This is a genomic window from Vibrio agarivorans (assembly GCF_030409635.1).
Taxonomy (GTDB): Bacteria; Pseudomonadota; Gammaproteobacteria; order Enterobacterales; family Vibrionaceae; genus Vibrio; species Vibrio agarivorans.
Genome location: NZ_JAUFQF010000003.1, coordinates 98,222 through 114,600 on the forward strand (window position 1 = coordinate 98,222; position 16,379 = coordinate 114,600).

21 protein-coding genes are annotated in these 16,379 nt (G+C 42.4%); 9 read left to right on the forward strand and 12 right to left on the reverse strand.

What is annotated here, in order from left to right; translation table 11 throughout:
* Positions 1–18 precede the first annotated feature (18 nt).
* The 7 genes from QWZ05_RS08180 to QWZ05_RS08210 all read left to right on the forward strand — a co-directional run bounded on the left by QWZ05_RS08180 (position 19) and on the right by QWZ05_RS08210 (position 4,530).
* Positions 19–417: a hypothetical protein gene (locus QWZ05_RS08180; RefSeq protein WP_290297849.1), complete on the forward strand. Its 399-nt coding sequence runs from the start codon at positions 19–21 to the stop codon at positions 415–417.
* 291 nt (positions 418–708) lie between these two features.
* Entirely contained in the window at positions 709–1,167 is a 459-nt protein-coding gene (locus tag QWZ05_RS08185) for a hypothetical protein (RefSeq protein WP_290297851.1), read from the forward strand.
* Positions 1,168–1,179: 12 nt separating this feature from the next.
* Positions 1,180–1,368, forward strand: coding sequence for a hypothetical protein (locus QWZ05_RS08190; RefSeq protein ID WP_290297853.1), 189 nt, complete (start codon positions 1,180–1,182; stop codon positions 1,366–1,368).
* A 63-nt stretch (positions 1,369–1,431) separates the two neighbouring features.
* Complete coding sequence (locus QWZ05_RS08195) at positions 1,432–2,334, forward strand: DUF2786 domain-containing protein (RefSeq protein WP_290297855.1); 903 nt, start codon at positions 1,432–1,434, stop codon at positions 2,332–2,334.
* 25 nt (positions 2,335–2,359) lie between these two features.
* Positions 2,360–2,839: a hypothetical protein gene (locus tag QWZ05_RS08200; RefSeq protein ID WP_290297858.1), complete on the forward strand. Its 480-nt coding sequence runs from the start codon at positions 2,360–2,362 to the stop codon at positions 2,837–2,839.
* A 59-nt stretch (positions 2,840–2,898) separates the two neighbouring features.
* Positions 2,899–3,267, forward strand: coding sequence for a S24 family peptidase (locus QWZ05_RS08205; RefSeq protein ID WP_290297860.1), 369 nt, complete (start codon positions 2,899–2,901; stop codon positions 3,265–3,267).
* Positions 3,268–4,530, forward strand: a complete 1,263-nt coding sequence (locus QWZ05_RS08210; RefSeq protein ID WP_353958879.1) for a Y-family DNA polymerase — start codon at positions 3,268–3,270, stop codon at positions 4,528–4,530.
* A gap of 285 nt (positions 4,531–4,815) precedes the next feature.
* Here the strand turns inward: QWZ05_RS08210 and QWZ05_RS08215 are convergent, their stop codons facing one another.
* The 12 genes from QWZ05_RS08215 to QWZ05_RS08270 all read right to left on the reverse strand — a co-directional run bounded on the left by QWZ05_RS08215 (position 4,816) and on the right by QWZ05_RS08270 (position 13,281).
* Positions 4,816–4,959: a hypothetical protein gene (locus QWZ05_RS08215; protein ID WP_290297865.1), complete on the reverse strand. Its 144-nt coding sequence runs from the start codon at positions 4,957–4,959 to the stop codon at positions 4,816–4,818.
* Between the two features lie 85 nt (positions 4,960–5,044).
* Entirely contained in the window at positions 5,045–5,362 is a 318-nt protein-coding gene (locus QWZ05_RS08220) for a hypothetical protein (protein WP_290297867.1), read from the reverse strand.
* A gap of 74 nt (positions 5,363–5,436) precedes the next feature.
* Positions 5,437–6,372, reverse strand: coding sequence for a hypothetical protein (locus tag QWZ05_RS08225; protein WP_290297869.1), 936 nt, complete (start codon positions 6,370–6,372; stop codon positions 5,437–5,439).
* 783 nt (positions 6,373–7,155) lie between these two features.
* Positions 7,156–7,668, reverse strand: coding sequence for a DUF262 domain-containing protein (locus QWZ05_RS08230; RefSeq protein ID WP_290297871.1), 513 nt, complete (start codon positions 7,666–7,668; stop codon positions 7,156–7,158).
* An 11-nt stretch (positions 7,669–7,679) separates the two neighbouring features.
* Entirely contained in the window at positions 7,680–8,063 is a 384-nt protein-coding gene (locus tag QWZ05_RS08235) for a hypothetical protein (RefSeq protein ID WP_290297873.1), read from the reverse strand.
* A 49-nt stretch (positions 8,064–8,112) separates the two neighbouring features.
* On the reverse strand, positions 8,113–8,316 hold the full coding sequence (locus tag QWZ05_RS08240; protein WP_290297875.1) for a hypothetical protein: 204 nt from the start codon (positions 8,314–8,316) through the stop codon (positions 8,113–8,115).
* 13 nt (positions 8,317–8,329) lie between these two features.
* Positions 8,330–8,683, reverse strand: coding sequence for a type II toxin-antitoxin system PemK/MazF family toxin (locus QWZ05_RS08245; protein WP_290297877.1), 354 nt, complete (start codon positions 8,681–8,683; stop codon positions 8,330–8,332).
* Entirely contained in the window at positions 8,683–8,937 is a 255-nt protein-coding gene (locus tag QWZ05_RS08250; protein ID WP_290297879.1) for an AbrB/MazE/SpoVT family DNA-binding domain-containing protein, read from the reverse strand. Before QWZ05_RS08250 ends, QWZ05_RS08245 begins: the two co-directional genes overlap by 1 nt.
* A gap of 73 nt (positions 8,938–9,010) precedes the next feature.
* Complete coding sequence (locus tag QWZ05_RS08255; RefSeq protein WP_353958880.1) at positions 9,011–9,556, reverse strand: tyrosine-type recombinase/integrase; 546 nt, start codon at positions 9,554–9,556, stop codon at positions 9,011–9,013.
* A gap of 593 nt (positions 9,557–10,149) precedes the next feature.
* Positions 10,150–10,830, reverse strand: a complete 681-nt coding sequence (locus QWZ05_RS08260; RefSeq protein WP_290297882.1) for a SprT-like domain-containing protein — start codon at positions 10,828–10,830, stop codon at positions 10,150–10,152.
* Positions 10,820–12,004, reverse strand: coding sequence for a hypothetical protein (locus QWZ05_RS08265; protein WP_290297884.1), 1,185 nt, complete (start codon positions 12,002–12,004; stop codon positions 10,820–10,822). The genes QWZ05_RS08260 and QWZ05_RS08265 overlap by 11 nt, the downstream gene beginning before the upstream one ends.
* Before the next feature lie 11 nt (positions 12,005–12,015).
* Positions 12,016–13,281, reverse strand: a complete 1,266-nt coding sequence (locus QWZ05_RS08270; RefSeq protein WP_290297886.1) for a ParA family protein — start codon at positions 13,279–13,281, stop codon at positions 12,016–12,018.
* A gap of 219 nt (positions 13,282–13,500) precedes the next feature.
* Between QWZ05_RS08270 and QWZ05_RS08275 the strand changes: the two genes are divergently transcribed.
* Both QWZ05_RS08275 and QWZ05_RS08280 read left to right on the forward strand, forming a co-directional pair.
* The gene (locus QWZ05_RS08275; protein ID WP_290297888.1) at positions 13,501–15,375 is read left to right on the forward strand and encodes a PD-(D/E)XK nuclease-like domain-containing protein; all 1,875 of its coding nucleotides are present in this window, start codon (positions 13,501–13,503) and stop codon (positions 15,373–15,375) included.
* Positions 15,376–15,384: 9 nt separating this feature from the next.
* Positions 15,385–16,257, forward strand: coding sequence for a hypothetical protein (locus tag QWZ05_RS08280; RefSeq protein WP_290297890.1), 873 nt, complete (start codon positions 15,385–15,387; stop codon positions 16,255–16,257).
* The last annotated feature ends 122 nt before the right edge of the window (positions 16,258–16,379 follow it).

Genomic DNA, 16,379 nt, shown 5'->3' on the forward strand with positions numbered 1-16,379 from the left:
TACATTTAGGAGCGTATTATGCAGACGGTTAATTTTATCGTACCGAAAGCCGATTTGATGGGGGAAGCCCGTCTCGTCCTCGGTAACTTCATCGCAGAGAGAGCAACGGGCTATTACAACGGCAACAAAACATCATGGCATGTTTATGAGGTTGAGTGGATAATTGGCGAATTTGAAGCGCACCAGAATTATGAATGTGATTTAGGGACAAAGGTCATCGAGATACATGGCTATGAGAACAAGTCGGTACGCACAAGCGGCAACAAGTGCTACGTCACTGTCCGATATATTTCAGAGACCAACAAAAGAGAAGCGAAAAAGGTGCTGCAACAAAAACATTTTGAGAAGGGTTACACGGTTGGTTGGTCATATAATAGCGAACACACTGCTGTGATTAAGCATGAGATTGCCGATTAAGCACTTCAACTGATCAATGTATCAACAGTCGCAAGCTTTTACGTCCCTGTTCCCTTGAGTTTTTTTGAAAAACCCCATACCATTAAATAGTGGGGGCGCATGGTTATATCCTCGGTTGTTTAACTGACATTTTACAATTGATAGCGACTTTCCTAGCCCCCACCCTTCTTACACTACACTAACCTACCGAAATAACCGCAGCTTACTTATAAACAATTGCGTTTAGAAACAATAGTGTTTATTATTTTGTGTCATTGACCGCTCTGCATCTCTATGACATAAGGAAAGTTCATGCGCCAAATTAGCAAATCAGATTACCTAGAAATTCATCAGCGTTTAGAGGCATTAACAAAGCTTCGAGCCGATGCTGTGAGCATGACCGAATCCATCAATAAAAAAATTCAAGTGATACTCGATGAAGAAGTGAATGAGCAAGGACAGAATTTTCCAGATGTGATGGAGTCAATCGACAGCGAACGCGATAGCTTGCTCACGTTGCTTTCGGATATATATGGTGAAGCTGAAACCTATTATGACGAACGTTCTGATAAATGGCGTGACAGTGATAAAGGCGAAGAGTATCAGGGATGGATGGAATCAATTCAAACCTTGGCAAACAATCATGAAGCCGATGAACTGCAAGTCGATTTTCATGTAAATAAGGATAACCTCTCAAACGGTGCGCTTGAGATTGAAGCTATCGAAGTGGAGAGACATTTCGACATACCAAACCAATCACCCAATGAATAACAAGGATTAGGCATGACCCTCGTTGAGTACATAGAATCTCGATACGGCACACATCGTGGCGCTAGCGCTGAGTTCTTGCGTGACAACCCAATGATACTTGCACAAGAGCTGACTCGCTGGAAACGGACTCACCATATCAACCTTGATACTGGTGAAATATACAAACCTACACGTACTGTCCTATTAAAACCCGAGTTGTAAACACTTATGTTTATAAACGGTATTGTTTACAATACGATCACATTTCAATATGGTAATTCGGCAATGGACAAGATAGTTGAGAAAATACAGAAGCTTTTAGCACTAGCGGAATCAAATAATCCGCACGAAGCCTTTCAAGCGGCAAAACGCGCTCGAAACCTGATGGATAAGCATTCGATAAGCAAAGAGGACATTGAGCAAGCTGGCAAGAAGGAATTCCTTGAAGCTGAATCTGAGTTTGTTTTCAAACAACGAAACCTGTGGGTATCCATCCTTCATTCTAGTGTTGCTCGATTGAACGACTGTCGAGGGGGCATCGTAACCTCAGATCGCGAAGTGAAGCTACTGTTTCAAGGGTTCACTGCCGATGCTGTGGTGGCACAAATGACTTTGGACTATCTAATTGACACTTGTAATCGATGCGCAAAAGAATCGGGCGCTAGGGGTCGAAGCGAGCATTATCAGTTCAAAGTTGGTTTTGCTAGAGCTATCGCGGAGCGGATTAAATCGCTAATTGCTGAAAGAGAGGCAAGCTTTGTTTCGAGTACTGGGACAAACCTAATTCCGATTAAAAAAGCGCAAGTGCTCAACCACTTCGGAGATTTACCTTCTGCACGTTCGTTCAAGTATCGAGATCCAACTATGTCCGAGGCACTTGCATACATGGGTGGTCGAATCGCTGGAAACAATACTAGCCTCAACGCGCAAGTTAATGGCGCAGAGACCCGTAAGCTTCAATCTCAAGTGGATGATATAAAGGAACTCGTCATACACCTTCTTGGCTCTGGCTGGGTTTATTTAATAAAAAATAACAACTACCTATACCATCCAGTTAAACAGATTTTTGTCAAATTGGATCACCAAGCGAATACCGCCTTACTCGTTCGACAGATTGATTCAACCGACTCAATCTACATACAGGACGTTGAACATATAGAGCAACAACTAACTCTGTTGGGCGCATAGCTTTTTTTAAAAAATGGATGTCATCGTGAAAAGTCCTGAACAGAATCTAAAAGAAATCGAGAAGTCGCTGGCTGTTGACGCTCAGTATTTAACGAAAGTCGAGGTAAAGCCTCTTACACAGGAAGAGTTATCAATCATAAAGAGTCGCATCAAGCCGAGCTACTGTTATGACAACGCCATAACCTCGGCTGTGAAGCTCGATATGTGCAGCGTGGTTTATGGAGCAGCACAGGTTAAGCTCAGTCCTGAACTTACGATAAACGTTGAACATGCGTGGATAAAAGACAATCGCGGAACATACTACGATCCTACATATCAGCTTCTAGAATTAAACAAAAAAACCAATGATAAGACGGACTACTTTTCACTAATAGAGATACCACTAGACGAATACTTTGATCTGGCTAGCGATATATCTGGCTATCCATTAACACAACTGACCGCTATCGATTTTTGCGGATTGCGCATGAGCAGGAAGTACGAAAAGCAGTTCAAGCGAACTTGACGGTAAGTGAGAAAGGAAGGATACTAAAACTGTATAAATAAACAGTACCCTTTTCATCTATGGCGACAGTCAATAAATTTGAAAGCCCAGCAAACGAATATGCCAGTTTGTCTGAGCTTAACCTACATACTCTGCTGGTGGGCAATCATCACCACTCCATCTTTTTTTCATACGCCCAAGGGAATAACCTTCGGAGTCGCGGCATTATGTCGGGCGACCTCATTATTGCAGATAGAGCCGTTAAGCCCCATGATGGCGATTTGGTGATAGCGCTCGCAGTTGATGGATTTGTACTCCGAGTCATCGACCTTAATCACCGATGCTTACGCTGCGATAACGAACCTTCCATCCCGTTGCATGGTGATGTCATTATCGAAGCAACAGTGACTCAAACCATCCGTTGCCATCGACCATTGCAGCTAAACTAGATGTATTTTCTCTGTGATGTACATGCAATGTACCCATCCTGCGAACAAATTCATCGCCCCGACCTAAGACACAAAGCCGTAGCCGTAGCTAGTAACGGAGATGGATTGGTGGTCGCTCTTAATCGTGCTGCGCGTGAGCTAGGGGTGAAACGCTATGAGCCTGTTCATTCTCAACGTCATCTGTTTTCCGAAGACAAATGCACGTTGTTCTCGTCCAACTATCGTCTTTATCAGGATTGCAGTTTACGCCTAATGCGCTGCTTAAAGTCAAAAGGCATTTTTATTGATATGGCTGATTACAGTATTGACGAAACGTTTGGAGAACTACCACATTTCATACGAACGTATGATGACCTTCTATCGGCAGCAAGAGCACTGAGAAGAGCTGCGTGGGATGAAGTTCGATTGCCAATTGGAGTCGGTGGGGGGCGAACATTCACAATCGCCAAGGTATCATCGCACATTGGTAAGAAGGTAGAGGGTTATCGAGGTATCTGTATTACATTGCCCGAAACCGAAAGTGATCACCTTAAGCTCGTTAGTACTTCGGATATTTGGAACGTAGGAGCGTCCACAGCCGCTCTTTTACGCAGAAAAGGGATAATGACCGCCTTAGACCTCAAAAACGTTTCACCGAGCGATGCGAGAAGCTGGATGGGGATTAATCTAGAAAGGACGGTGAGGGAGCTAAGGGGACAGGCGATTTATTCAATGTCATCTTTTCCTGACTGCAATACGAGAAAAGAGGTTACATCGAGCTTAACACTGAGCGTGAAAGCCACAACCACCATCGAACTACATCAAGCTCTCTCTCAAAGGGTCGCCACTGCTGCCGAGAAACTTAGACGCTTAGGTTTTTCTGCAAAAGTCATTACCCTTTATGCAAGCAGTAGTCGATTTGACCCAGACCCTCAGTATTCCAATACGACTATCACTCTCGAACAACCGACAGATGACACCAGAGTATTCATTGCAGAGTTGAGCAAACACCTTAACCAACTATTCAAAAAAGGTGTAGAGTTTAACAAGGTTGGATGCAGACTGATGAGCCTTGTGCCAAGCGCCAATCTGCAGGGCGATCTATTTGCACCGAAACAGTCACCTGAATTAATGAAAGTGGTAGATGGGCTGAATCAACGCTTTGGCAGCCATCTAATTTCAATTGGTGCTCAGAAGGTAGCCAGTGAAGCTCAAATGCTCAGAAGACACCTAAGCCCCAACTACACAACAAGCTGGAATGACCTACCAAAAATCACCTGCTAAAAGTACTATCAGTTAAATTCGGCTTGTCGTTTTTCCTTAATTTTTTTCAGAAGGAGCTTAGACACGATACGTCCAAACAATACTAAACCACAAAGAGACACTAGCCCCCACGTAAATCCATACTGACTATATATCTGAACAACTTGAAGCCATGCAAAGCAAATTACAGCTACGAGTGTCAAGAGTTTGATTATCGGCATATCAGCCTCCATTTAGGTCGAGAAACAAGGTTATGAGAACTTATGCTGCTATACATCCTATTAATAAAGCTTGAGACCGATGCCACTAATCACTACTATGCGAATTGAACAATCGACTCTGCTCTTGCGCTTTACGCAAGCAGTTGCTCCATGAGAGACGCTTATCACTTTTACTAATTTTCTTCGCTAGCTTTTCAATACGCTTTTGCTCTTCACTTTTGAACATCATTCCAGTCCTTGAATGTAAATCATGAGCACATTGCAAACAAAAACGCTTATAAACACAAATACTTATCAATGTGAGTAATGATGCTTTAAGAGGCTGTAGACTGTCTTTTGGTGTAAGTGCGCTTGCGTCTCAAAGACTCAGAATGAAGGGTCTCCGCATACTGACGACCAAGAGTTGTCAATGACCACATACTCTCATTAATATGCGCGGCAGCGTTAATTACTCTTGCACCATTGGATTCAAAACTGAGGTAGCCCAGCTCGGACAAGCGTCTTAAAGACACGAGGAAGTGATTTGACGCCAGCGGTTTATCTAAAGCTTCTGAAACTTTTTTGCGAATATATGAGGTGTTTACTGGTGTGGCAATGCCAAAACGAAGCTCAACAAAATGCAAAACAAGCATAGCGTTCTTTTGCTGAGCACTGATTCGATGTGAGATACTTAACTCCTTAATCGTACCCCTACGATTTAATTAACTTATAAGGATGGGCTTGAAGGAGCGTTTAGTAGCTCGCTCAAGTTCTTAAACTCTGGCTCTTGAGGCTGCTCAGTCGTGGAGAAAGGATTCACCCTCTCTGTCACTTCGACCATCTCATTTTTAAATTCACGCGCATGTTCAATCAATTGATTATTGTTGATGTCCACACCTTCCCTGTTGAGAACAGAGCTGAGTTCTCGGTGGTCTTTGGGAATGCGTATAGCGTTTGTACCACCGAATTCAATACCCTCACTTTCTAGGTGCTTCAATGCAGATTGAAGGGTTTTGAACTCTTCTGGTACAGAAATGCCATTGGCAATCGCTTCCTCAAAAATACCACGTTGATTGACCTCTGGATTAAAACCATTATCAATAATCGCCTCACCGAACCGTGACAGAAACTCATTGTGCGCAAAACTTTGAAGAACAGAGTTCTTAAGGTCGGTCAAGGCAACCATCTTCGCTGGAAATGATAGCTGCAATTCAATACTTTGCTGTAGTGCTTGCGTCACTTCTGTATCAAACACTTTTTGAATGTCAGCAGCGTTATGAATCTCAACGCCACGGTTTTGATTCAGATAACTCACGGTCAGTCCCATCACTTCATTACCAATCGCTGAATCCATATCTCGGATAATGCGGTTCTGCATGTGTGACTCTTGAATGTGATTCTGCGGCTGGAAGTCTGTTACACCATTAAAGCCACCGAAGTCCAACTGATTCATCGTTTGAGTGGCAATGCCTTTAAAGCGATTAAACATCTCGTACTCAGCATCAATCTGATCATACACCTCACGGAAGAAGTAAGGAGAAGCTTGAAGAAATTGCCCGTGCTCTTGCATGACGTGTAAAGGATTTTGCTTGCTGTTCAGCGCATCTGCAATCATGTGACTAATTTGATTACTGCCAGATTGACGAATTTCACTAGGTGACATTCCGAGGTCTAGCCCTGAATCACCATGAAGGTTGAACTGCATGTTTTGCAAAAAAAAGCTGGGACTCTTGACGCAAATGGTCGTTGTAAGACCCCAAGAAAAAAGGGGCGCTAGAAATATTTTGCCGTGTACTGTTCCTGTTCGTGGATGACACCATAAACACCCCTCTTGGTAATAAAATGAATGAATCATGAGAGGCAATGCGCCTCATGCAGTTAAGTATATTATAAACTACATGGTAGATGCATGTAAAAAAACTGTCAGTTATTGAAATAAACAATAATGTGGCACAATGTCTCACTTTTGCTTAATTGATGGTATCTCACTCATAAGACAAAATAATGAACGCCTAGCCTTTATCCAATGCCAGTTCAATAAATCCCTTATAATTCAACACTATAGGATACGGTTTCGATATATCCTTTTATGAGTCAGTACGAATAAGAGAAAAGCCGATCCATCGAATAATTTAAACCTTAGAGCTATTGCTCGACCAAATTTCCTTCAATTTATTTCGGGTCGATCATTAAGATTATATTGTGCCACAAACACATGTAACAATTTGTAACCTTAAGCAAAGGCAAATTGGTGATATAGGATCGCCTATGTAACGCCCTGTTAAGGGGTGAGCAACGCATTGATATAAATCACCGACACAACCATAAACACTAAACTCAACCCAAACCAAAAATGCCAAGTGTTGAGAGTTGTCGGTGGACAAAGTTCGATACCTCGACAATAAAGTAACTATGACATTATTTTCCCTTATTTCTTCGTTAGTGGTTAAGCTCGTTCGCTTTCCAAGTGATTTGTACCAGAGAAATTCAGATGGTTATAAACAGCTTTAAGCTTGGTTTCATCAAAACAGCTTGTTTTTCGTTTGCCTAACTCTCGATACAAAAAGCGAGATTGTTCACTTCGATCCAGTTTGCTGTAATAAAGTCCAAAGACTTTAAATTTATCTGTCGTGTAGTCCAGTAACGCTTCAACCCTTTGTTGTCCATCAATGAGACAATCCGAGTATTTAGCTAATGTGTTGTTGTCCAAATCAACATAATCGTTCACAACGATAGAGCCAATGTCGTAACCTAAATAGCAGGATTCAACGAATGATACCTTTTGCTCTAATGTCCAAACGGAATCCCGTTGCCATTCAGGAATAGGGAATTTACCTAGCATCTTTCGCGCCCACGGGTAATCTTTTGCTGAATAGCCGTGGCGTTTGTCTACCAAGTCAGAAATCATGACTCCCGATTCACTAAACTTGATAATTGGTTGTGGGATTCGATTATTCACGTAGTTTCCCTCTACTCGCGGTCTAGCAGCTTAACTTTCTTAGCTCGGATCAGGTCTTGAATACCACCCTCGTATTCATCATCGCTCATACGATCAATTTCGCGGCGGTCATTCACTTTAAAAAACTCACTTCGACCTGCTTTTTCCGCCATGTAATCAATCAAGAGAGGTACGATTTGACGATCTGTTTTGTTGGTCAAATCGAGAGAGCAAATATCAGCAAAGATTTCAATTAACGTTTCTTTCAGTGAATTGTCTAAATATCCCCACATATGAGAAACCGAACTACCCTCGTCTGAAACGTTGCCAGTTAATAACTGGTAAACATAAGTTTCACTAGAGCTGCCACCGCCATTGATTAAGCCTTTCAAAATTAGGTGTTGGTAATGATCCATTGTTAATAATTCCTATATGTTGTGGTTTGGTAAAGGGCGCTATATACCCCTAAATTTTGATTTGTAGCTTTTCTGCCATTGCTTCGAGTTTATCAGCAAGCTTTTCGCATTCTTCAATGAACAGCTCTAAGTCGTCTGGATCTTCTACAAGTTCCTCTGGACTAGCACCGCCACTTTCCATGCTTTTGATGTATTGAGCTGCTGTTTCTAAAGCTTGTATTCGTAGTTGCCTACGCTTTACTCCCAAAGCCATTACGATTTCCCAATTAATCTTCGAATAAAGACTCAGCCCCAATTAACGGGATAAGTCGTAGTAAAACATCTTCGATAACCCCACTTTCAGCAGTGGTAATTAACTTCGATTTTCGGTCTTTCCAAGATAATGTTTGAATTAAACTTGCTGCAACCACGCAAGGTTTATCAAGATTATTTACTGGCACTTCGGTAGCTTGACCGCGAATACTTGTGCTAATCGGGCAGCAAATAAGTAAGCCTGTTTGCTGATTGTAATCCTTGCTAGAAAGAACGAGGGCAGGACGTGTTTTGCCGATCTCTTTTCCTTTGACTGGCTCGAAATCCAACCAGATTATTTCATTTCGCTTAGGAATATACATCGCCATTACTCGCCAAACTCCTTACCCGATATAACCGCTAATTCATCAGCATGTGCCGTATGAGCATCTAAACCTTTTAGTAAGTCTTTTTCACTTAATGGAAAGCGTTTCTTTTGTCGCTTAACTGGCTCAATGATGATTTTTTTACCTTCGGTTTTAACTTCAATATCAGCACCTTCAACTAAACCCAACTGACGTATGAACGTAGCAGGAATGATATTGCCAAGACTGTTACCAATTTTCCGTACTTGAGTACGCATATTGCCACCTTGTAGTGAGTACATTGTTATAACATGAGTTACTGTACACCTCTATCGCCAAGTGTCAACAATGTTATAACCAAAAGGACAATTCAGCCGCCTTTGATAATTGAGCACTTGAAATGTCGATATACTCCAAACTCATACTTGGTTCTTTATGCCCTAACGCCCGTTGTATTTGACTTAGCTCAACCCCTTGAGCGTTCATGTTAGTACCATACGAACGCCGTCCAGAATGGCTACTACAGCCCTTTAGACCACTGCGCTTGTAAATATTTCTGATCATAAATTCAAGCGCGTCACAGGCAAGATAATTGACCGTCTGACCAGCTTGATTGATTCTGGTCTTGCGCTTCATGGAGTAGCTGCTCCCCCTATTACTCAAAATCAATTTACTTCGGGAGTTAAGTGATTGGTAAGTATCATCGAATGTAGTAGCCAAATTGCGGGATTTTCGGTAATCAACCCACTCTTGGATCATACTCTTAGCTGATTGACTTAACCAAACAGAACGCGGGATTCGTCTCTTACATAGCGCAGCTCTGAGGTGTATTTCATGCTTAATCTCGCCTGTTGGTGTGATCACATCGGCAACGGTAATTTGAGCAAGTTCAGACACTCGTAAGGGTGAATTGTGAAAATGACAAAGCTAATACAGCACGTTTCTGTTCTGCGTTCTGCATTAGTTGGCATCGAGTAAGCAACTTTTTGATTTGGTGCGGGGTGAGGCTTTTAGCCTTAGATTTTGACTTGGGCATATTGTGCATTTTCCTTAAATAACCAGAAATACACACATCACGGAATTTGACCGTGTTGTTTAACATACCATAGGCGCAATGGGAGTTTAGGGGAAAACGAGTATGATACTTTAATAATCAATTGTAGCTTGATTAGGACTTGGTGGTAGCAATCAGTATGAATCTTTATTTTTGATCATGTTTAAGATTAAACGGTTCGATCAGGGTTGCTTGACTGTTTAGCAACGAACTTTATTCCTCTCCTACAGGATAGTAACGATGATGGAGTCAAAGTTTCGATCTTTGTTGTTACTTCTTGGCTGTTACATCACATAGTAATCAGCCCTGTGTTGGAGAAAAGTTCTTATCTTTGTCCAACGACAAGAGTCACTCTTAAATGAATTGTTAGTACAAAATATACCAATGAAAAAAACCGAGGCTTAATGCCTCGGCTTATGGTTCTAATCAGAGTGAACTACACGAATAATCGTTCCGACATTAGATACAGTCCCCTGACAGCCTTGCGCTGTCGTAATCGAATGATCAACTTCGCAATTATATCCAAGTCGCGGCTTGGCTTTGCTGGTAACAACGCACCACACTCTTTAAGCGTCTCACAACGAACGTAATGCCGAATAAACTGCCAACGCATGTTGATAGTGCTGGCGTCCTTATGATGCTGCTCAAGCTCGTTCGTTACGCAGAAACAGAAGACCGACACCAACCTCTCTCGAATGGTAAGCATCAAATCAAGCCAGCTTTGGTGGTGATGGTTGTTACGGTCTCTAAGCTTGGGAACATGAAACATATAAAGATGTGCGACCTCGTGGGCAATCAAAGAGCAAAGCGCTTCATTAGGCGTCATGTAAGCTGGTGGCAAATATGACCTAGCCAGTGCCGAACTTTCGCTGTAGAAGTATCGCCCATCCATTTCACAAGCGAAAAGCTCATGGAGAGCAAAATACAACCCTGCCCCTCGCTCGTTGATTCTAGCATGACTGGTTCGACTACCCTGCCAAGACAAAACGGTGTTTAAAACCACCGTCTTGTAGGGCAGCTCGATACCAGTAGTTCTACTTGCCACTAAACAAGCTGTCCCAACAATCGTTAACGCCTCACGCTCTATCGCCTTTTTAGTGATGGCGCTAATTGGCATCTTCAATCATTGCTTGTAACTGAGCCATCAGTGCGCTCATCGATTCAGAGGAAAGAGTTTGAAGCTCAATCGTCAAAGCACCATTTTCCTTAGTCGTCACTTTACCTAAATTATCTGGCAAGGTATTCACGTTATCAGACACTTTAGGATTGCTTTCCTTTAGTAATTGACTGCAGGTTTTAGAAAAAAACTTGATAGTGGCAGTATTGGCATCCTTTGGAGCGATCTCATTGACAGCAAAATTACTTTGGGCAACGAATTGGCTCACTGTTGTAATCACAGTGGCTCGTTGCTCTTCATTCAGAAGCTTTCCTTTTTTGCTCTCTGTGAGCTGACTCTCATCGCAGATTCGGAAGTAATCAATGACGGTATTGATTGACGGTCGCCCTAAAGTTGCAGGTGAGGGAAAAAGCTTCCAAACCTTTTCGCTAACCTCAAACGACTGGATGGCTGCGTAATAATCAGCTCTGGGAATGCCCAATTGTTTGATGATGGCAGATTGGCTTAGCTTTTTAGTGTTATCGACATTCCCTGCCCTTTGAGAAGCAAGCTCATGGTGTCGATGTTTTGAATCAATTTCTCGTTTTAAAGCATGGCGCTTCTCTAGCAGACCATTACCTACATGCAAGTTCGCATTTCGACTTAAGCTGCTGGCACGTTTTGGATTTATTGAGTCATAAGAGACGTAAACCTGAAAATCATAACCGCCAGCTTCACAGCCTTGAGAGCGTCTAAAGCCATCAACGAGTTCAATCAGGTTGTTTTGCTTATTGAAAGTACCCAGTGCTGGATAGACATTGATCCCTTCCTCTGAAATCATCTTTTTCGCTTCTAAGCGATCAAGTTCCGTGAAGTACTCTTTAACCCGTGCGTTATCTGGATGAATAGTCACTCTCTTTGCCAGTTCATCGGCAGGAATCCGAACCAGTTTAAACACCACATCAGCCCCATTACGCCCAAGCGGTAGAGCTATCTCATTTTTACCTTCTTTGAGCGTTTCAGGGTCTACATCCTCTGCCGTGATTGTTTGAGAAAAATCTTCCTCGCCTAACTCAGAGTCCAGATCAAAACCATCGTCAGGCAGGTCAAGTGCAGTCGATTTGGTTTTTTCAGTGTGAGGGTTATGACCTACCATCGCATCGGTAGCAGTCAGTTGTATCGTTCTTTTAGCCATTCTTTAAGTCCTTAGATTGCCAAGCCCCAAGTTTTCTTCATAGCACCTTCGACACCAACAGCCACGGTATTGATAATTTCCATTGCTGCAGCGTGAGACTCTTTTGTGCCGTAGAGTACTTTGCCATCGACTTTCATTGAATATTCGTAAGGAGAGATTTCAAGTACCGACTTATATTTGAAAGCGGCTTTTTTCACAGCTTCACTGTGACCCAAGTCAGGCAACATCGTTGTACCCCCTGCGTACCAAATTTCACGCAATAGCTCTTGGTCAGTTGCCGAGTTTTTAATGCCTCCGACTGTGAGCATTCGGATATTGTCATAACCTTGGTGGTCGTGAGACTTAACCAATTCTTCATAGAGAATTTTAAAGGTCTTGAGATACTTGTACGTTCCGTCACGGTCTTTGTCGCTTGGGTGAAGCGGAATAAGCACACTAGTTGCAGAAAAGTGCGCTGCAATGGTGATGTCATTAATATTGGGTGGTGTATCAAACAGGATGATGTCGAAATCATCTCGTACCGCATCGATGATTGGCTCTAAAACCTTGTAGTAATCATTACCAAGCTCTTTACTACGTAGATTAAAAAGGTTATCCGTCTCTTTCGCTGGAAGGACTCGCACATTCGGGTGATTAATTTCATGGAATGCGTCTCGGATAAAATCTTGATAAGTCTCACCCTCATCAAGCTCAAAGTTTTGCATCACAATATCACCGACACTAAATGCATCCTCAGACAAATTAGGAAGCATTGTTGCAGTCAAACTGCCTTGAGGGTCGAGGTCGATAACACCAACACGATAAGTGACAGGTAATTCAGTTGCTAAAGCTAGCGCTAGGTTGTAAGTGGTGGTTGTCTTGCCACTCCCCCCTTTGAGATTCCCTACAAGCCACGTTTGTAGATCTTGCTCCACATCACGTTTAAAGGGAGTCTTTAACTCTTCACCTGTGGCAATACGCATAGCTTCGGACATTGGAATGCGGTAAATATTCGGCTTGTTGTCACTCTGAGGAATAACGCCTGTAGGCTGATATTTATCGACCAAACGTTTAACGGTTGTAGAGGCAATTTTCTTACCATAAAGCCACTCACCTAATTCTGTTAGTGAGCAGAATACCTTTTGACGCTTCCCGTTCGGTGCAACATACAACTCGCTATTCAGATCAGAAAGTAAATCAATCTGCTGATCATACTCGTGACGTTGTGCTCGGCTAATCACATCCCGAAAGCGCTCAGCTAGGATGGTGTAAGCCTTGAGAGTCTGTAATCCATTCATATTGGTAAACCTTGCTTGGTTATCATGTCATATCGTTAACTAGATACTACATCAGAAACAAAGTCAATAAAAGGCATCTTGTTACGATAATTAGCACACCCCGCGATTTTCGTGACAACACAGCATTAAGCGAACACAGCACCTATTTGAAAACAGAATCTTGACACACTGATTATTCTTGCTATATTTATAGGGTCAGTTAAACAAAAGGTATCCATCATGATTAATCGCGACTCTGTTCAAAGCATTTTGACGCAACTGGGCGAAGAGAACATTATTTTACAGACCCCTACAGGTATTGTAGCTAATATTAGTGACTCAGATTACTTTGCTGTTGGGTCACATTCAAAACACGCCATTGACCCTGCATTGCGCTCTGGTTTGGACTACAAATTTTTCACAGTAGACAAACGAGGTAAGAAAAAATCGAGCGGTATGGACGATGGCTCTCTACTCCATTGCTTGACATTAGAGCCTGAAACTTTTGACTCTAAGTATGTTTTGCAAAAAAACTATGAAGAAATTCACCGCGACAACGATGCTTTCTTTGTCAATGTCGAAGCGTTTAAGGCGACAATTTCCGAGCACAACCGCAAGCACAGCGCATTTGCAAAAGAACTTAAGAAAGCAGCAAAGGTATTTAACTCTTCGAGTAGTCAAACTAAAGAGCTGGAAATCACCGAATATAGTGAGCTGCCTACCGAGTACAAAACAGCAACACTTACTACCGCAGGTAAAACAAAAGCCTTGAAACGATTTGAAGAACAAATCCTTGTTCGCATCACTGATTCAGTTCAGGGGGATGAGCTGAAAAGACTCGTAGCTGTTAAGGTCGAAGCCCTGTCTGCTGCGCTTAATGAGCTTTACACCCAAACTGAGGTTAAAAGTTTCTATAAAGCTGAGCTAGGCGTAAAACGTCAAATCCTGAACTCGCTTATTGATGCAGTGATTGTAAAGCGCACTACGATGAGTGCTGATGAGTTTATGGAGTACGTGCCAGAGCAAATCATTGAATCTGCACTGACTCAAGCTAGTAAGAAGAAAGCACTATCCGATTATTCAAAAACTCAGAAATCGCAAAAACAGCAAATTGACGAAAAACAAGCTATCGATACTTTATATAACGAACTAAAAGCCAACCAAGCTCTAAACGATAGCTGTGAAGAGTACGCTATTAGCTACCTGACTAAATTACCGAATGTCGGCAATAAGAAGAGCGATAAAGAGGTATTTGAGCTAGACGAATGTATTCAGGCATTTGAGCGCCTCTACAAAACCAAACCCGTGATTATGACAGAGCTGGTGGAAGCGGATAAATACCGAGCGTCAGAGCAGAAAAAAACGCTAATTAGCCAAGAACAATTTGATCATGCGATGAGAATTGTTGAGTCAGTTAAGCAACACCCGAGAGCAAGCAAGTACCTATCATTAGATGACAACATGTATGAAGTGGCAATGTTTTGGAACGAAGAAATCAAACACCCTTCACTACCAAATCAAGTCCGTCAGGTATTGTGCAAATTAAAAGCTGACTTGCTTAACCTCAAATACAACATCATGGCAGACCTTAAATTTGTCAGCTCGGTGGATTTCGACAAAATGAGTCGCGATGCTGGCGCGTTCAATTATCACGTCCAAGAAGCCTTCTATAGTCGCGGCTTTAACAAGGTCTGTGAAAGCTTACCTGATGGTGCTGAAACGTTACTAAAGTTTGTGTTTATCTTTGTAGAGAAAGATGCACCTGAGCTTGGTAAAGAAGAAACGAAGCCTATTCGTATTCGTGTTGGTGTTTACAAGCCCCATCACCGCGAACGGGCGAATCAACTCATCGATGCAAGTTTCTTAGAAATCGAACATTGGACTGATGACGATATTTTCACGGGGTTTGAGGACGAAGAGATGTTAGACGTACCTGCCTATCAAGTTAAGCGAGAGATGGAATTTATCTCATCTCATAAGGCACACATGAACAAAAAAGCGGAAGCGCAGAACGAGCAACCACAAATCGCTCGTTCGCAACACGAAAGCGAAAGTGAATATCCAAGCTTTAATGCATTGATGACTTCCAACTCTTCAAAATCAAATGCCGCTTAGGGGTCTAAAATGAAAAAATGGCTTAATCCAGATTACATCCAAACATTGCGTACGTTAGCTCAGATGTACGCTCGCAGCAAAGATGTCCGAGAAGAATTCTACGGAGATGAAGCGACCATATTTTCTCTGCTAATGAAAGCGGATGCTTGGAACGTCACGCCCGACTATGTTCTACAAGGTAGCTTCTATGACCAGTATGGTGTAATTGCCCATACTGGTAAGCTTCTACGCTTGGTTTTGGAAAACAACAATGAAATCTCTTCGATTAAAGTAACTGAGATTGGTTCTTGGGAGAAGATTGCCAAACAGTACTCTGTTGTAAGCATGGATGGAGGTAAGCCTGTTTACCAAGAGTCTTGGGATAAAGCAATAGCTGCGGAACTTGGATTAGCTGTAAGCATCGAGTTCTACGACACAACGTTAGAACCTATTGAGTATAAATTGATGCTCACTGACATTGATCCCACAGTTAAGAAACTAAACCCAAACTGGATTACGTCACCGCGAACGCAGCTAGAAAACACGATGCTACGCGATCTTGCCCATACGCGATTATACCGCTACATCAATTCTCTGAACATGGATGATGCAGAGCTAGAGAAGCACGATGCGAAAGTGTTAAATAATCAGACCCCCACCCTCGCTACAGCATCAACAGAGCAGCAGGACACTACTAAGCCTATGAGCGTGATTGCTTTGGCTACAGATGTGCAGAAAAGAATGATAAAAGCGCTAAGCGATGGTGAAGATAATATCACTGGTCTCATGGATGAGCTGGTGGCATTAATTAAGGCTAAAGGTCAGAGTCTTTCTGACCAAGAACGATACCACCTAGAAGCTATTTATAACGAATGCAGAGACATCATTGTTGCGGCAGCATAAAACTGTCTCAATGAGACAACTTTAAAGGGTGAGCAAAACTGTCTCAATGAGACAACTTTAAAGGGTGAGCAAAACTGTCTCAATGAGACAACTTTGAAGGGTGAGCAAAACTGTCTCAATGA

Bases quoted from the DNA above. Each gene is read 5' to 3' on its own strand.
- QWZ05_RS08180 (WP_290297849.1), top strand. From the start codon at position 19: ATGCAGACGGTTAATTTTATCGTACCGAAAGCCGATTTGATGGGGGAA.
- QWZ05_RS08185 (WP_290297851.1), top strand. From the start codon at position 709: ATGCGCCAAATTAGCAAATCAGATTACCTAGAAATTCATCAGCGTTTA.
- QWZ05_RS08190 (WP_290297853.1), top strand. From the start codon at position 1,180: ATGACCCTCGTTGAGTACATAGAATCTCGATACGGCACACATCGTGGC.
- QWZ05_RS08195 (WP_290297855.1), top strand. From the start codon at position 1,432: ATGGACAAGATAGTTGAGAAAATACAGAAGCTTTTAGCACTAGCGGAA.
- QWZ05_RS08205 (WP_290297860.1), top strand. From the start codon at position 2,899: ATGGCGACAGTCAATAAATTTGAAAGCCCAGCAAACGAATATGCCAGT.
- QWZ05_RS08210 (WP_353958879.1), top strand. From the start codon at position 3,268: ATGTATTTTCTCTGTGATGTACATGCAATGTACCCATCCTGCGAACAA.
- QWZ05_RS08215 (WP_290297865.1), bottom strand. From the start codon at position 4,959: ATGATGTTCAAAAGTGAAGAGCAAAAGCGTATTGAAAAGCTAGCGAAG.
- QWZ05_RS08220 (WP_290297867.1), bottom strand. From the start codon at position 5,362: ATGCTTGTTTTGCATTTTGTTGAGCTTCGTTTTGGCATTGCCACACCA.
- QWZ05_RS08225 (WP_290297869.1), bottom strand. From the start codon at position 6,372: ATGTCACCTAGTGAAATTCGTCAATCTGGCAGTAATCAAATTAGTCAC.
- QWZ05_RS08235 (WP_290297873.1), bottom strand. From the start codon at position 8,063: ATGGATCATTACCAACACCTAATTTTGAAAGGCTTAATCAATGGCGGT.
- QWZ05_RS08240 (WP_290297875.1), bottom strand. From the start codon at position 8,316: ATGGCTTTGGGAGTAAAGCGTAGGCAACTACGAATACAAGCTTTAGAA.
- QWZ05_RS08245 (WP_290297877.1), bottom strand. From the start codon at position 8,683: ATGGCGATGTATATTCCTAAGCGAAATGAAATAATCTGGTTGGATTTC.
- QWZ05_RS08250 (WP_290297879.1), bottom strand. From the start codon at position 8,937: ATGCGTACTCAAGTACGGAAAATTGGTAACAGTCTTGGCAATATCATT.
- QWZ05_RS08260 (WP_290297882.1), bottom strand. From the start codon at position 10,830: ATGCCAATTAGCGCCATCACTAAAAAGGCGATAGAGCGTGAGGCGTTA.
- QWZ05_RS08265 (WP_290297884.1), bottom strand. From the start codon at position 12,004: ATGGCTAAAAGAACGATACAACTGACTGCTACCGATGCGATGGTAGGT.
- QWZ05_RS08270 (WP_290297886.1), bottom strand. From the start codon at position 13,281: ATGAATGGATTACAGACTCTCAAGGCTTACACCATCCTAGCTGAGCGC.
- QWZ05_RS08275 (WP_290297888.1), top strand. From the start codon at position 13,501: ATGATTAATCGCGACTCTGTTCAAAGCATTTTGACGCAACTGGGCGAA.
- QWZ05_RS08280 (WP_290297890.1), top strand. From the start codon at position 15,385: ATGAAAAAATGGCTTAATCCAGATTACATCCAAACATTGCGTACGTTA.